This is a genomic window from Klebsiella sp. PL-2018 (genome assembly GCF_019048985.1).
Taxonomy (GTDB): Bacteria; Pseudomonadota; Gammaproteobacteria; order Enterobacterales; family Enterobacteriaceae; genus Klebsiella; species Klebsiella michiganensis.
In genome coordinates this window covers 217,159-232,337 of record NZ_CP077673.1, presented here as the reverse complement: position 1 = coordinate 232,337, position 15,179 = coordinate 217,159, and the positions used below count along the sequence as shown (strand labels likewise).

Sequence of the window (15,179 nt, the reverse complement as noted above, 5' to 3'; positions counted from 1 at the left end):
GTCACCTGTATAACCAGTACGCGGTGCTTTCGACATTGGCACCGCTAAGAATGTAACGTTTAAGCGCGGCGGTGTTGCCCATCTGGGTCGCCACCCGCAGCGTCGTCAGCTCGCGCAGCGCGGCCCAGCGCTGCGCCGCCTGCATTAATTCCGCTCCGGCGCCGCGTCCGGCCAGCAGGCCAATCCTCGCCTCGCGCTCGCTGAGCTGGCGCAGGGAGACAAACGCGCGAATATCGCCGTCAGGGGCGCGAAGCACCAGACACTGGTGATCGAAGGTTCCGCGCACCGCATTTTCAATCCACTGGGCATAGAAACGACCGCTGGCATCGTCGGAATACCACGGGGCGCGAAAACGGCTCTGCGCAAAGGCCAGCGCCGCCAGTTCGCGCAGCCGGGGGATATCCACCTCAGTCGCCGGCTCGGCGCCGATATCATCAGAAGCCGCGGGCGAAAGCGCAAGATCGACCTCGCCCTCCACCAGCCGGAAGCCTAATGCCTGCAGCGCATCCAGGCGCGCGGCATCATCCGCCGCGACTTTCGCCTGCACCCGCGACCATCCCGCCAGCGCTTGCACCGTCAGCGGCGGCGCATCGTCGCCAAAGCGGAGAATGGCGCTATTGACGCCGAAGAAGCGGTTTTCCCACTCAAGGGGCTCAATACTGGCGCGGGCGAACATAAAATAGATCTGTTAAGTTTTGGTCACGATGAAAGCGCGCGAAGCTGCGAACACTTTCATCTTTTACCAGACGCTCTCTCACCGCCACACCCCTTTGGTATCGACGATAAACTGCTGGCTAACGCTCTCCCCGCCAACCGCTTTAAATTCTTTATGATCGACCAGCATCACCAGCACATCGGCGCTCGCCAGCGCCTCGTCCAGCGACGCCAGAGCGCACAGTCCGTCGAGCTTTTTCGGCAGCTGATGAATATTTGGCTCAACGACCAGGGTTTCGCCGCCGTGCCAGCGGGCGATCTGCGCGGCAATGGCCATGGCCGGGCTTTCGCGCAGGTCATCAATATTCGGCTTAAACGCGAGGCCAAAACAGGCGATTTTTAGCTCGCTGGCGCGTTTGTTGCTGGCGGCGAGGCAGTCGGCGACCCGCGCTTTGACCTGATCAATCACCCATTCTGGTTTGTGGTCGTTGACTTCACGCGCGGTCCGGATAAGCCGCGCCTGCTGCGGGTTTTGCGCCACGATAAACCACGGGTCGACCGCGATGCAGTGGCCGCCAACGCCCGGCCCCGGCTGGAGGATATTGACGCGCGGATGACGATTCGCCAGACGAATCAGTTCCCAGACGTTGATCCCCTGATCGGCGCAAATTAGCGAAAGTTCATTGGCAAAAGCGATATTAACGTCGCGGAAGCTGTTTTCAGTCAGCTTGCACATTTCGGCGGTGCGCGAGTTGGTCACCACGCATTCGCCTTCGAGGAAAATTTTATACAGCTCGCTGGCGCGGGCTGAGCAAACCGGCGACATGCCGCCAATCACGCGATCGTTTTTAATCAGCTCAACCATCACCTGCCCCGGCAACACGCGCTCCGGACAGTAGGCGATATTGACGTCCGCCGCTTCGCCAACCTGCTGCGGGAAGCTCAGATCGGGGCGCATTTCCGCCAGCCAGCCCGCCATCTGCTCGGTTGACCCCACCGGCGAGGTGGACTCAAGGATAACCAACGACCCTTTCTTCAGCGTCGGTGCGATAGATTTCGCCGCCGACTCGACGAAAACCATATCCGGTTCATGCAGGTCTTTAAACGGCGTCGGCACCGCAATCAGGTAAGCGTCGGCTTCTACCGGCGCGGTAGTGGCGCTCAGGTAGCCCTGCTCGACCGCTGTTTTGACGACGCTCGCCAGATCCGGCTCCACGATATGAATTTCACCACGGTTAATGGTCTCCACGGCGTGTTGATTGATATCAACGCCGACCACCCGCTTTTGCCGGGAGGCGAACGCGGCAGCGGTTGGCAGGCCAATATATCCAAGGCCAATCACTGAAATGGTAGAAAAATTCATAGCGTTACCTGATTATTTTTAAGTGCAGACAAAATACGATGACACGCATGTCCATCGCCATACGGGTTATGCGCCCGGCTCATGGCCTGATACGCGGACTCATCTTGCAGCAGGCGCGTGACCTCATTGACGATGCGCTGGCTATCGGTACCCACCAGGCACACGGTGCCCGCGCTGACCGCCTCCGGGCGCTCGGTCATTTCACGCATCACCAGCACCGGTTTCCCGAGCGAGGGCGCCTCTTCCTGGATACCGCCGGAATCGGTCAGGATCAACCACGCGCGGTTCATCAGCCAGACAAACGGCAAATAATCCTGCGGCTCAATAAGTATGACGTTCTCAACGTGGCCGAGAATGCGCTTCACCGGTTCGCTGACGTTCGGATTCAAATGCACCGGATAGACGATCTGTACGTCCGGATTGTTCGCGGCGATCTCCGCCAGCGCATGGCAGATTTGCTCGAAACCGCGGCCAAAGCTTTCCCGACGGTGTCCGGTGACCAGAATCATCTTCTTGCCGTTGGCGAGGAAGGGATAACGCTGAGTCAGCTCGTTGTGCAGGGCTTCATCGCTCAACACCCGGTCGCGCACCCAGAATAGCGCGTCAATAACCGTATTACCGGTTACCGTGATCCGATTGTCGGCGATGTTTTCCCGCAGCAGGTTCTGCCTTGAGGTTTCCGTCGGCGCAAAGTGGTACGTCGCCAGATGCCCGGTCAACGTACGGTTCCCCTCCTCCGGCCACGGCGAGCTCAGATCGCCCGTGCGCAGCCCGGCTTCCACGTGTCCTACCGGGATCCGCTGATAGAAAGCGGCCAGACTTGCCGCCATCGTCGTGGTGGTATCGCCATGCACCAGCACCACGTCTGGTTTAAACGACTCCAGCACCGGCTTTAAACCTTCAAGGATGCGACAGGTAATCTCCGTCAATCCCTGACCCGGCTGCATAATGTTAAGGTCGTATTCCGGAACAATAGAAAAAAGTTTCAACACCTGATCGAGCATCTCCCGATGCTGCGCGGTCACGCAAACTTTCGCCTCAAAATGAGGATCCTTTGCCAGCGCATGAACCAGAGGCGCCATCTTGATAGCTTCTGGTCTCGTGCCAAATACCGTTAGTACTTTCACATCGATTCTCTTCGATTAGGTGATAAAGGCTGAATGTCCTTCACCACAGGCCGCATTCACTGGACACGGCGACGCGATAACGCAACGCCTGCGCCGATGAGCGCGCCCACAATCCCCCACATCACCATCAGAAACACGCGGCGCGGGCTATCGCGTTTTACCGGTTCTTCAGGCGTTCGCAAATACCTGTAAGTCTGAAAACGCGGGTCCAGGGTCGGCCCCACGTTCAACGTCGTTAACATGGCGCGGCTTTGGTCATAATCAAGATCGTACTGCGGCCCCACCGCCTGCAGATTTTCCAGCCGGGCCTGCAGCATTGGACGCCCCAGTAAAAACAGCTCGGAATCCGGCAGCTGGTCTGGTGGAATATCGGTTTCGCTGCGGGAGATGTTGTGCTGCTGCGCGACTTTCAGCGCCTGTTCCACGCTGTGCATGCGGCGATTGAAAATCTCTCGCGCCACCTCTTCCTGGCGCTTCACCTGCGCTTTCATCTGTACGGTACGCGCGGCCCAGGCGCCTTTGAGCTCATCATTCAGATGCCCTGCCGCACGCTGGCTGGCGAAAGCCACATACTGGCGCAGCAGATTGTTGGCATCAGGCGCGGTTTCTGCCGTCAGCTTCACGCTATCGTTGATGCTTTTTAGCGCATCGCCGGGCATGAACTGGATATCGTTAATCAGGTCATCCAACAGCGCGGCATCGGCGCGAGCGTTACCCGACTGGCGCTGCTTGTAGTAGTCCGTTTGCAACCAGAAGTCGCGGCGGGTATCCCACGACGCCTGCTGCATGATGAACTCTTTATATGCTTCGTCCATGACCGAAGGCTGATCGACAGAGACGAGATTGGCCTTGATATCGAGATTGCGTAAGAACTGCTGTTGTGAATAGTATCCCCCCAGCATGTTCACCGTCGGTCGGTCGGTAATCGCCGTCGCGCTCCACTCCTGACGAGCAAAAAAGGTATAAACCAGAACAATCAGTGCAAAGAGCACTGCGATACCTGCTATCCAGCTTTTTCCGGCCCATAAGGCGCGAAACAGCCCGCGAATATCCAGCTCGTTCTCAACGTTCACTGTTTGTGCTCCCGGTAATGGTTGAGTCATCACGTCCCCAGATTGACTTGGTTAATTTGGATTATTGCCGCTGTGTCGCCGTATTCTGCGTCTAATGCGCTTAACCATGCGCGCCACTTTCCAGGCGCGTTTAATGCAGTAGCCATAAAGAAAGAAGGCTAACAAAAAGAGTATTAACATCACCCATTCAGGAACAATGCGGGTGTATTCCGCCACCACGCCAACCAGGGCCAGCAGCGCGGCGGCCAGGGTGATCAGCACAAACGCCTGACGGGAAGTAAACCCGGCGCGCATGATTAAATGATGAATATGCTGACGGTCCGGGGAGAATGGGCTCATCCCTTTGCGCAGGCGACGGTACATAATCGCCACCATATCCATCAACGGAATAGCGATAATCCACAGCGCCGTGACCGGGCTGATAGGATGCGTTTTTCCCTGCGTGGTCTCCAGCAGGATCCAGATGATAGTGAAGCCAATCATGGTGCTGCCGGCATCACCCATAAAGACCTTATAGCGACGACCAAGCGCACCGAGGTTAAGTAAAATATAGGGCAAAATGGCGGCAATCATCGCAAAACACCACATCGCCAGGCTGTACTGGCCATCAAACCACAGGATAATGCCCGTTGCCGCGAAAGAGACTGACGACAGACCGCCAAGCAGCCCATCGATACCATCAACCATATTGAAGGCGTTGATCGCCGCCCAGACGGCGAACAGCGTGAGGAAGAAGCCAAAAGGGCCGAGCACCAGCTCCCATGAGCCGAATATAAAACCGAGGCTACTAAGATGAAGATTACCCACCATCATCATAATGACGGCGATAGCGGCTTGAATTACCGCGCGAATTTTTACGCTGATATCAAAGCGGTCGTCCAGCGCACCGACCAGCACGAGCACCCCGGCACATCCCAGGTATAACCGAGCGTGGGGAATGTAATAATCGGCGATAGCAAACGTAAAACAAATACCTGCGAAAACTGAAATACCACCGACTAACGGAATCAAACCCTGATGCCGTTTGCGATAGTTAGGTTTATCCACCAGCCCAACTCTTTTTGCCGCCTTGCGAGCGATAAATATAAACAGGGTGGTGAATAAGAAAATACTGATTAATTCAGTAATAGCAGTGAGTAAATTCACAACGCATGTGCTCTCAGCATAGTTAATCCGGGAAGTATAACGATGATGCCTCAACTCCAGAAGGGGCAAAGCAGAACATTACAAATTTATTGTAGAAATTTTAGACTGTTAAAGCCGTCTCTGCCTGCCATCATCCTGCGCATATCATACGTTAAGACCCATTTTGTTTTCCCTTCCTGGATCATACAAACCCGGAAAACAAAACGCCACGCAATAGCGTGGCGTTCTCTGGCGTTTTTAGCTTACGAGCGCTTCATCATGTCGAAGAAGTCATCGTTAGTTTTAGTCATCGCCAGTTTATTGATGAGGAATTCCATCGCGTCGATCTCACCCATCGGGTGAATGATTTTACGCAGGATCCACATCTTCTGCAGCTCTTCCTGAGTGGTGAGCAGCTCTTCTTTACGGGTACCGGAACGGTTGTAGTCAATAGCCGGGAAGACGCGTTTTTCTGCGATCTTACGAGAGAGGTGAAGCTCCATGTTACCGGTGCCTTTAAACTCTTCGTAGATAACTTCGTCCATTTTAGAACCAGTATCGATCAGCGCCGTAGCGATAATCGTCAGGCTGCCGCCCTCTTCCACGTTACGCGCGGCACCGAAGAAACGCTTCGGACGATGCAGGGCGTTGGCGTCCACACCACCGGTCAACACTTTACCGGAAGCCGGGACGACGGTGTTGTAGGCACGCGCCAGACGGGTAATGGAGTCGAGCAGGATGATAACGTCTTTCTTATGCTCAACCAGACGCTTCGCTTTCTCGATAACCATCTCGGCAACCTGAACGTGGCGAGATGCCGGCTCGTCAAAGGTAGAAGCGACAACTTCACCTTTAACCAGACGCTGCATCTCGGTCACTTCTTCCGGACGTTCGTCGATCAGCAGTACCATCAGAACGCAATCAGGATGGTTGTACGCAATGCTCTGCGCGATGTTCTGCAGCAGCATGGTTTTACCGGCCTTCGGCGGCGCAACAATCAGACCACGCTGGCCGCGGCCGATCGGCGATGCCAGATCCAGGACGCGAGCGGTTAAGTCTTCCGTTGAGCCGTTACCACGCTCCATACGCAGACGTGAATTTGCGTGCAGAGGGGTTAAGTTCTCGAACAGAATCTTGTTACGCGCGTTTTCCGGCTTATCGTAGTTAACTTCGTTAACTTTCAACAACGCAAAGTAACGCTCACCCTCTTTAGGAGGACGAATCTTACCGGAAATGGTGTCACCAGTGCGGAGGTTGAAGCGGCGGATTTGGCTGGGGGATACGTAGATGTCGTCGGGACCGGCGAGGTAGGAGCTGTCTGCTGAACGGAGGAAACCAAATCCATCCTGCAGTATCTCCAGTACGCCATCGCCAAAGATATCCTCGCCACTCTTCGAATGCTGCTTGAGGATGGCAAAAATAATATCCTGCTTACGCATACGGGCCAGGTTTTCCAGCCCCATATTTTCGCCGAGAGTAATCAGCTCAGAAACCGGCGTATTCTTTAATTCGGTAAGATTCATAATGGTGTGGGTTCTTAAACTCGGGGTAATTCTCGAACTTAATGTTGTGAATGGTATGGCAGGAACATCCATGCCTGTTAACGGCCTTCATCTCGTGTCTGTACGTTGCCTGGTCACAGGAAAGAACGCAGAACTGAAACGACTAAACGGAATGAGTGATAAGCCCGGATTATAAGCTTCACGCGCATTTTTGCGGGACGCTTTGGGTAAAACAAGATTCAAACAAAGGTATGTTTAAAACGAAGTCTGAGATTAACTTAGCACGACTCTCGCCGGGCGTCCAGAGATCCGCAAAAAATTGGACGCTGGACGCCGGGAGAACAAGCCGCTTACGCCAGGTTGGCGTCGAGGAACTCTTTCAGCTGTCCTTTGGACAGCGCGCCAACTTTGGTCGCTGCCACTTCGCCATTTTTGAACAGCAGCAGGGTCGGGATGCCGCGAATGCCGTATTTCGGCGCAGTACCCGGGTTCTGATCGATGTTCAGTTTCGCAATGGTCAGTTTGCCCTGATACTCTTCAGCGATCTCATCCAGAATCGGGGCGATCATTTTGCACGGACCACACCACTCTGCCCAGAAATCGACGAGGGTTAGCCCGTCAGCCTTGAGTACGTCCGTGTCAAAACTGTCGTCAGTCAGGTGAATAATTTTATCGCTCATATTTAACTCCACAGGAATAAGCCTGGTGTGTTGGTGTCGCGGCCATCAACGACGTGTCGATGCTACGTTATGCACGCTGTTCTTCAGAATGCCTCTTTTATCTCTCTGCATCACAATGCCCATCATGAACTTTGCCCCGCAAAAGATAAAGCAACCAGCGTTCAAACCGGCTTATCGCAGATTTGTCACCCTCGCCTCGCTTAGTAGTCTAAGCTTTCGAAGATTCGTTCAGTTGCCGCAGACGCACCTTGAATAATTTCATACATAGCCAACGAAAGGTTGACGTTATTTCACCGGATACGCTTTCTTAATGCAATAGTTAGCTGATATTCTACCACACTATGAGCAAAACACATTTAACAGAACAGAAGTTTTCCGACTTCGCCCTGCACCCGGCAGTGATTGAAGCCCTTGAAAAGAAAGGGTTTCATAATTGTACACCCATTCAGGCACTCGCCCTCCCGCTTACGCTGGAAGGTCGCGATGTCGCCGGGCAGGCGCAAACCGGTACCGGTAAAACGATGGCGTTTCTGACGTCAACGTTTCATTATCTTCTCACTCACCCGGCGATCGCTGACCGCCAGGTCAACCAGCCGCGCGCGCTGATCATGGCGCCGACGCGTGAACTGGCGGTTCAGATCCACGCTGACGCCGAACCGCTGGCGCAGGCTACCGGTCTGAAACTCGGCCTGGCTTACGGCGGCGACGGCTACGATAAGCAGCTGAAAGTGCTGGAAAGCGGCGTGGATATTCTGATCGGTACCACCGGTCGCCTTATCGACTACGCCAAACAGAACCATATTAACCTCGGCGCCATTCAGGTTGTCGTGCTTGACGAAGCCGATCGCATGTACGATCTCGGCTTTATTAAAGATATCCGTTGGCTGTTCCGCCGTATGCCGCCAGCGAATCAGCGCCTGAACATGCTGTTCTCTGCCACCCTTTCTTATCGCGTCCGTGAACTGGCGTTCGAACAAATGAACAACGCCGAGTACGTCGAAGTTGAGCCTGAGCAGAAAACGGGCCACCGTATTAAAGAAGAGCTGTTCTATCCTTCCAACGAAGAAAAAATGCGCCTGCTGCAGACGCTGCTGGAAGAAGAGTGGCCGGATCGCGCGATTATTTTCGCCAACACCAAACATCGTTGTGAAGATATCTGGGGTCACCTGGCGGCGGACGGCCATCGCGTTGGTCTGTTAACTGGCGACGTTGCGCAGAAAAAACGCCTGCGCATTCTCGATGAATTTACCCGCGGCGATATCGACATTCTGGTCGCAACCGACGTTGCCGCCCGCGGTCTGCATATTCCGGCCGTTACGCACGTCTTTAACTACGACCTGCCGGACGATTGCGAAGACTACGTTCACCGTATTGGCCGTACCGGCCGCGCTGGCGCCAGCGGTCACTCCATCAGCCTGGCCTGTGAAGAGTACGCGCTGAATCTGCCGGCAATTGAAACCTATATCGGTCATTCAATTCCGGTCAGCAAATACAATTCGGACGCGCTGATGACTGAACTGCCCAGACCGCTACGTCTTACGCGCCCGCGCCCGGGCAACGGCCCGCGTCGTAACGGTCCGCCACGTAATCGTCGTCGTTCAGGTTAAAGCACTATGCCATACACAAAATCATTCAAGTTGCATCAAGGCCGCAGGAAAGCGAATCGCGGCGAGCTGACGCTGGTAAGTGATTCGGGTAAGAGAACGCAGCCAACACAGAGGCAACTTGAAGGATGAAGTGTATGAGCTCCACCTCGCTCTATGCCGCTATCGATCTTGGCTCCAATAGCTTTCATATGTTGGTTGTACGCGAGGTTGCCGGAAGCATCCAGACCCTGAGTCGTATCAAACGCAAAGTCCGTCTGGCCGCTGGACTCAGCGGCGACAATACGCTCTCGGCGGAAGCCATGGAGCGCGGCTGGCAATGTTTACGCCTGTTTGCCGAGCGTTTGCAGGATATCCCCCCGACGCAAATCCGCGTGGTCGCCACAGCGACGCTGCGCCTGGCGGTTAACGCCGGTGAGTTTCTGGAGAAAGCGCGGGAAATCCTCGGCTGCGCGGTTCAGGTTATCAGCGGTGAAGAGGAAGCGCGCCTGATTTATCAGGGCGTTGCGCATACAACAGGCGGCGCAGATCAGCGTCTGGTCGTGGATATTGGCGGCGCCAGCACCGAACTGGTTACCGGTACCGGTGCGCAAACCACCTCGCTTTTCAGCCTGTCCATGGGCTGCGTGACCTGGCTGGAACGCTACTTTGCCGATCGCAGCCTGACCAAAGAGAACTTTGACCAGGCCGAAACCGCCGCGCGTGAAGTTTTGCGTCCCGTCGCCGATGTGCTGCGCTATCACGGCTGGAAAGTGTGCGTCGGGGCGTCCGGTACGGTTCAGGCGTTACAGGAAATCATGATGGCGCAGGGGATGGATGAACGCATCACCTTAGCCAAGCTACAGCAGCTCAAACAGCGCGCCATTCAGTGCGGTCGTCTGGAAGAACTGGAGATCGAAGGCCTGACGCTTGAACGGGCGCTCGTCTTTCCCAGCGGGCTGGCGATTCTTATGGCCATCTTCAGCGAGCTGAATATTCAGTGTATGACGCTCGCCGGCGGCGCGCTGCGTGAAGGTCTGGTCTACGGCATGCTGCACCTGTCGATCGATCAGGATATTCGCAGTCGTACCTTACGCAATATTCAGCGCCGGTTTCTGGTTGATACTGAACAGGCACAGCGCGTTGCCCAACTGGCCGCCCATTTCGTTCATCAGGTGGAAAACAGCTGGGAAATTGAGCCGCTATGCTTCGATTTGCTGCAAAGTGCCTGCCAGCTGCATGAAATTGGTCTGAGCGTGGAGTACAAGCAGGCCCCCCTGCACGCCGCCTGGCTGGTGCGCAATCTTGACCTGCCCGGCTTTACCCCCGCACAAAAGAAGCTGCTGGCGACGCTGCTGTTAAACCAAACCAACGCCGTCGACCTTTCATCCATTCATCAACAAAACGCGGTGCCTCCGAGAGTCGCGGAGCATATGTGCCGTCTGCTGCGTCTGGCGATTCTGTTTGCCAGCCGCCGACGCGACGATCTGCTGCCGATGCTTACGCTGGCTGCCGAAGATGAAAATTTGACGTTAACGCTGCCGCAGGGCTGGCTGGAGAATCATCCGCTGGGCCGGGAAATGGTCGAACAGGAGTGCCAGTGGCAGAGCTACGTTCACTGGCCGCTGCGGCTTAACGAGCAGTAGTCGGCTACGATCCGCTCTCGCATAAAGCGATGGCGGGTTTTATACACCGGCCATGCCAAAGCGCTTATTGCAGCTTCACTCTGAAATCAAAATTAAAGTAATTGCTCAGGCAGAATGCGGTTCCGTACTCAAGCACCTCTCCCTGAGCATTGCGGCTTTTCAGCGTAATTTTCATCAATGGCACGCCTTGCGGCAGGTCGAGCAAATTCAGCTCTTCCGCCGAAGGAATATGCACCGTCAGTGAGTAATCCTGAAGATCGGGATAAATATCATTTTCCGCCCAGTGCGCGTACAGCGAACCTTCAAGTAGATCCGGGCGGGGTAAGAAACGCTCGGGGATAAACATGGTTTCGAGAGACACCGGGAGGGCATCGACCAGACGGACGCGTTTGATTTTCGCCACCCGATCGCCGACCGCGATCTCCAGCTCACGGGCCAGAAAATCATCCGCCGCCAGCTTTTCCCTCACCAGCCATCGGTTGGACACCGCGCCTGAATTTTGTAGCTGGGCAGAAAATCCGCCGCTGGCAAGGTTATAGCTTACCGGCAGATTCACCTCGGTCCCTTTTCCGTGGCGTTTAATAACCAGCCCGGCCTCCAGCAGCGCATCAAGCGCCTTCACGACCGTCACGCGCGATAGCTCAAGCGTCTGCGACATTTTGCGTTCGGAAGGCAGGATGCTGCCGTGCGTCAGCAACCGCTCGGTCATTGCCGCTTCAATAGCTTGTTTAAGTTGAATATAAAGCGGCGCGGGAGCCTCTGCATTCAGACGCCCTTTTATATACTCAAGCAGCGATTGCGGCATAATGTCGTAGTCTTCCGGAATTCAGTGGCAGTGGATTTATCATAGTGGATCCATACTGGAATCAATAGCCCCCTCATAACGTCTCCCCACCCTTTTTTAGCTTCTCACTTTTCTTTCAGAATGCGTCTTCGATCACAGCATGGCCACAAAGGACTTTAACTGGACTTAATCTGGATCTACTTTTAGTATAACTTTTATTCATTTCTTCCAGGGAGCCGATGATGTCTGCTATTCACCCTACCTATACCACCGAAAACCGCATCCTCGGCTGCCTTTATGGGCAAGCCATTGGTGATGCGATGGGTATGCCTTCCGAACTGTGGCCTAAGCGCCGAATTATCAACCATTTTGGCTGGATTGAGCGCTTCCTCCCCGGACCGAAAGAGAATATTGCGGCCTGCGAATTTCGCGCCGCTGAGTTCACCGATGATACCCATCAATGCATCGCACTCATGGATGCCCTGAATGAAACCAACGGCGTGACCGATCCACTGGTCATCGCCAGGCATATTCTGCTGTGGGCCAGAAGCTGTCAGGCCTTTGAAAAAAATATTCTTGGCCCGACCTCGAAGGCTTCCCTGATCGCGCTTGAACAGGGGCAGCCGCTGGAGGAGATCGCGGCCAACGGCGTAACCAACGGCGCGGCAATGCGCGTGGCGCCGATGGGCTGTCTACTGCCCACCGGGGATAGAACGTTTTTCATTGAGCAAGTGCGGCTATCCTGCCTGCCGACGCATAAATCAGACATCGCTATCGCCGGCGCGGTGGTCATTGCATGGGCGATCGGCCGCGCCATTGAAGGGGCCGAATGGCCGTTAATCAAAACGGAGCTGGCGTCGCTCGCCAATGAGACGCAGCGCCATTATGAGTCCACTTTTAGTCCACTGCTGGGAAACCGTATCCACCTGGCGCTGGAAACGATCGCCGGGGAGACTGACCATCTGACGGGTATTGAACGGATTTATGAGGACATCGGCGCCGGTATGGATATTATCGAGTCCGTCCCCGCAGCGATTGCTCTGGTTGAGCTGGCAAAAACGCAGCCTATGAAATGCGCTATGCTGGCAGCCAATTTAGGCGGCGACACCGACACCATTGGCGCGATGGCCACCGCCATCTGCGGCGCGCTTCATGGCATAGAGGCTTTTCCTGAAGAACATATACAACGGATTAAGCAGGCCAACAGCATCGACTTCGCGCCTTACGCACAGCGGCTTGCAGGCTACCGCTTCGCATAATTCACAGAGGGTATCACTATGGACAGCAAAGCTTCATACGATGGAAATATCCAGGCGGCAGATCCCGGAATGGCAGAATTAGGGATCGGTCTGGTCCCCCCGGTCCACCAGACCCAGAAACCGGTCCAGCTGTTTTTCGTCTGGTGCGCCGCGAATATTGGCATTCTTGGCGTCGTTTACGGCGCGGTGATTGTGTCGTTCGGCCTCTCATTCTGGCAGGCGATTCTTGCCGCCGTGGCGGGCGTCGCCTCCTTTGCGCTGGTCGGCATCACCAGCATCGCCGGGAAAATTGGTCGTACGACGACGCTAACCCTCTCCCGCGTCATTTTTGGCAAACGCGGTAATATCGCCCCCACCAGCTTCTGTTGGGTGAATCTGATGGGCTGGGAAGCAGTCAATATCATTACCGGCACGCTCACCCTCGTCGCGCTGTTTGCCGCCATGGGTTTTGAAGAGAGTCTGACCACCACCGCGCTGTCGCTTTTCTTGTTTGGCGGGCTGACCGTACTGGTCAGCGTGCTCGGGCAAAACGCCGTGCTGATGATGCAAAAATGGATCACCCGGATCTTTGGCGCCATGACGCTGCTGGTGGTGATCTATTTACTCTTCACCGCGGACTGGCAGGCCATCCTCGCGCTGCCTTCAGGCAGCTGGCTGACCGGCTTTCTGCCTGCCGTGTCTATTATTGCCGCAGGCACCGGCATCAGCTGGGCTATCGCCGGCGCCGACTATAGTCGCGATCAGCGCCCTGACTCCGGGGAAAAGCCTATTTTTCTCGCCGTGGTCAGCGGCGCCGCCCTCCCGCTGCTGTTGCTGATGCTCACCGGAATACTGCTTACCGCGCAGATCCCCGATCTGGCCTCCAGCGAGAACCCCATTTCAGCGATCGGTAAACTGCTGCCTTCGTGGATGGCAATCCCCTATCTGGCCGCGGCTACCGCCGGGGTCGTGACCATCGCCGTGTTGAGCCTCTATTCCGCCAGCCTTAACCTGTTAAGCATGGGGATTAAGCTACAGCAGCGTTCCGCCGTGGCCCTCGACGCCGTGCTGGTGCTGGGGATTGCCCTCTACGTGCTGTTTGTCTCGAAAGATTTTCTCGGGCCGTTTATCGCGTTTTTGATTTTCTGCGGCGTATTTCTGGCCGCCTGGGCCGCCATCTTTATGGTCGATTTTTATCGGCTGCGCCGCCGTGCCGGATATCCTGAAGCTGATTTATTCAGGGAGAGCGGCGCAAACCGTACCGCGCTGGGCTGCTGGATTGTCGGTGCGCTGGCAGGATTGATGGTCTCTAAAACCGGTTTTATCGACGGACCTTTCGCGGTCGGTATTTTCGCGGACTCCAGCCTCGGGTTATTCGTCTCTTTTATTCTGAGCCTGGCGCTGTATCTCGCCTTCGGAACGAGAAAGGGGGCCTGCCGTGACAATCAGCGCTGACCTGCTATCGCCTCAGCGGCCGATCGTGGTTATCGGCGCCGCTTTTGGCGACATTATTCTCCATCTCGATGCGCTGCCGCAAAGCGGTAGCGATGTCTCCGCCCGCGACGGCGGACGGCAGATTGGCGGCTGTGCGTTCAACGTCGCCCGCGCGCTCTCGCGCCTCGAACTGTTTCCCATTAACGCCATACCGGTAGGCAATGGCGATTGGGGGCAGGCCGTTGCGCAAAAAATGGCGCTGGAAAACTTGCCCGTCCTCTTGCGCCATCCCACCCACGATAACGGCTGGTGTCTGGCTCTTGTCGAAGCCAGCAAAGAGCGGACGTTTATCACCATTGAGGGCTGCGAACAGCACTGGACTGATGAACTATTAGCGCAAATACCGCTGCCGAAGGAGGCGATTATTTACGTCTCGGGATACGAACTGGCCAGCGAAGCGCTGCGCCAGTGGATCCTTGCCCAGACGGAAGATAAAACGCTGTTCGTCGATTTTGGCCCGCGTCTGTGCGACCTGGATATTCACTTTATCCAGGCGCTGCTGCGCAAACGCCCCCTGCTCACCCTGAATCGCGATGAACTCAGCGTGCTGTGCGCGCGTTTATACGATTTGGATAGCGCGACCCTTGATGCCGCCTCACGGCTCGCCAGCGACTGGCATATTCGGGCGATCTGTCGGTTTGATAAGGATGGCGCATGGGTGGTTGAACCTGACGCAGCACCGCAGCATATTCCGGCCTGCCGCGTGAAGGTCCACGACACGATTGCCGCAGGAGACAGCCACTGTGCCGGTACGATCGCCGGGCTGGCCTGTGGAATGGATTTGCAGCAGGCAACGCGGCTGGGCAATGAAGTGGCGGCCATTGTCGTCAGTCAACCCGGTTCAGACGGCGCGCCCGGTCGCAAAGCGCTACGTCAGTTCCAGATTCAACAGCAAAACAGCCGCTAGCCG

The 15,179-nt window shown here is 55.7% G+C and carries 13 protein-coding genes; 5 read left to right on the top strand and 8 right to left on the bottom strand.

The features are described from left to right. Position 1: 1 nt before the first annotated feature. The 7 genes from rffC to trxA all read right to left on the bottom strand — a co-directional run bounded on the left by rffC (position 2) and on the right by trxA (position 7,524). Positions 2 to 676 carry a dTDP-4-amino-4,6-dideoxy-D-galactose acyltransferase gene (gene rffC, locus MKleb_RS01060; RefSeq protein ID WP_025108413.1) on the bottom strand — a complete coding sequence of 225 codons (675 nt, stop codon included), beginning with the start codon at positions 674 to 676 and terminating at the stop codon, positions 2 to 4. Positions 677 to 754: 78 nt separating this feature from the next. Next, positions 755 to 2,017, bottom strand: a complete 1,263-nt coding sequence (gene wecC, locus MKleb_RS01055; protein WP_014837068.1) for a UDP-N-acetyl-D-mannosamine dehydrogenase — start codon at positions 2,015 to 2,017, stop codon at positions 755 to 757. After that, the gene (gene wecB / locus MKleb_RS01050; protein WP_004097518.1) at positions 2,014 to 3,144 is read right to left on the bottom strand and encodes a non-hydrolyzing UDP-N-acetylglucosamine 2-epimerase; all 1,131 of its coding nucleotides are present in this window, start codon (positions 3,142 to 3,144) and stop codon (positions 2,014 to 2,016) included. Before wecB ends, wecC begins: the two co-directional genes overlap by 4 nt. 56 nt (positions 3,145 to 3,200) lie before the next feature. Next, positions 3,201 to 4,247: an ECA polysaccharide chain length modulation protein gene (gene wzzE / locus MKleb_RS01045; protein WP_014227454.1), complete on the bottom strand. Its 1,047-nt coding sequence runs from the start codon at positions 4,245 to 4,247 to the stop codon at positions 3,201 to 3,203. Positions 4,248 to 4,268: 21 nt separating this feature from the next. After that, positions 4,269 to 5,363 carry a UDP-N-acetylglucosamine--undecaprenyl-phosphate N-acetylglucosaminephosphotransferase gene (wecA, locus tag MKleb_RS01040; protein WP_004097511.1) on the bottom strand — a complete coding sequence of 365 codons (1,095 nt, stop codon included), beginning with the start codon at positions 5,361 to 5,363 and terminating at the stop codon, positions 4,269 to 4,271. A 242-nt stretch (positions 5,364 to 5,605) separates the two neighbouring features. Further along, entirely contained in the window at positions 5,606 to 6,865 is a 1,260-nt protein-coding gene (gene rho / locus MKleb_RS01035; protein ID WP_002883293.1) for a transcription termination factor Rho, read from the bottom strand. A 329-nt stretch (positions 6,866 to 7,194) separates the two neighbouring features. Beyond that, complete coding sequence (gene trxA / locus MKleb_RS01030; RefSeq protein WP_004097507.1) at positions 7,195 to 7,524, bottom strand: thioredoxin TrxA; 330 nt, start codon at positions 7,522 to 7,524, stop codon at positions 7,195 to 7,197. A gap of 341 nt (positions 7,525 to 7,865) precedes the next feature. Between trxA and rhlB the strand changes: the two genes are divergently transcribed. Next, the gene (gene rhlB, locus MKleb_RS01025) at positions 7,866 to 9,131 is read left to right on the top strand and encodes an ATP-dependent RNA helicase RhlB (RefSeq protein WP_004127388.1); all 1,266 of its coding nucleotides are present in this window, start codon (positions 7,866 to 7,868) and stop codon (positions 9,129 to 9,131) included. Between the two features lie 125 nt (positions 9,132 to 9,256). Then, a complete protein-coding gene (gene gppA, locus MKleb_RS01020; protein WP_160743202.1) occupies positions 9,257 to 10,753 on the top strand; it encodes a guanosine-5'-triphosphate,3'-diphosphate diphosphatase in 1,497 nt (498 codons plus the stop codon). A gap of 64 nt (positions 10,754 to 10,817) precedes the next feature. Here the strand turns inward: gppA and MKleb_RS01015 are convergent, their stop codons facing one another. Further along, positions 10,818 to 11,558 carry a GntR family transcriptional regulator gene (locus MKleb_RS01015; protein WP_025108414.1) on the bottom strand — a complete coding sequence of 247 codons (741 nt, stop codon included), beginning with the start codon at positions 11,556 to 11,558 and terminating at the stop codon, positions 10,818 to 10,820. A 221-nt stretch (positions 11,559 to 11,779) separates the two neighbouring features. Here MKleb_RS01015 and MKleb_RS01010 point away from each other — a divergent pair, with 221 nt between their 5' ends. The 3 genes from MKleb_RS01010 to MKleb_RS01000 are packed head-to-tail and all read left to right on the top strand — an operon-like array spanning position 11,780 to position 15,176. Then, positions 11,780 to 12,796: an ADP-ribosylglycohydrolase family protein gene (locus MKleb_RS01010; RefSeq protein WP_025108415.1), complete on the top strand. Its 1,017-nt coding sequence runs from the start codon at positions 11,780 to 11,782 to the stop codon at positions 12,794 to 12,796. An 18-nt stretch (positions 12,797 to 12,814) separates the two neighbouring features. Next, complete coding sequence (locus MKleb_RS01005) at positions 12,815 to 14,230, top strand: purine-cytosine permease family protein (RefSeq protein ID WP_014837065.1); 1,416 nt, start codon at positions 12,815 to 12,817, stop codon at positions 14,228 to 14,230. Next, complete coding sequence (locus MKleb_RS01000) at positions 14,214 to 15,176, top strand: PfkB family carbohydrate kinase (RefSeq protein WP_025108416.1); 963 nt, start codon at positions 14,214 to 14,216, stop codon at positions 15,174 to 15,176. Before MKleb_RS01005 ends, MKleb_RS01000 begins: the two co-directional genes overlap by 17 nt. Positions 15,177 to 15,179 lie beyond the last annotated feature (3 nt).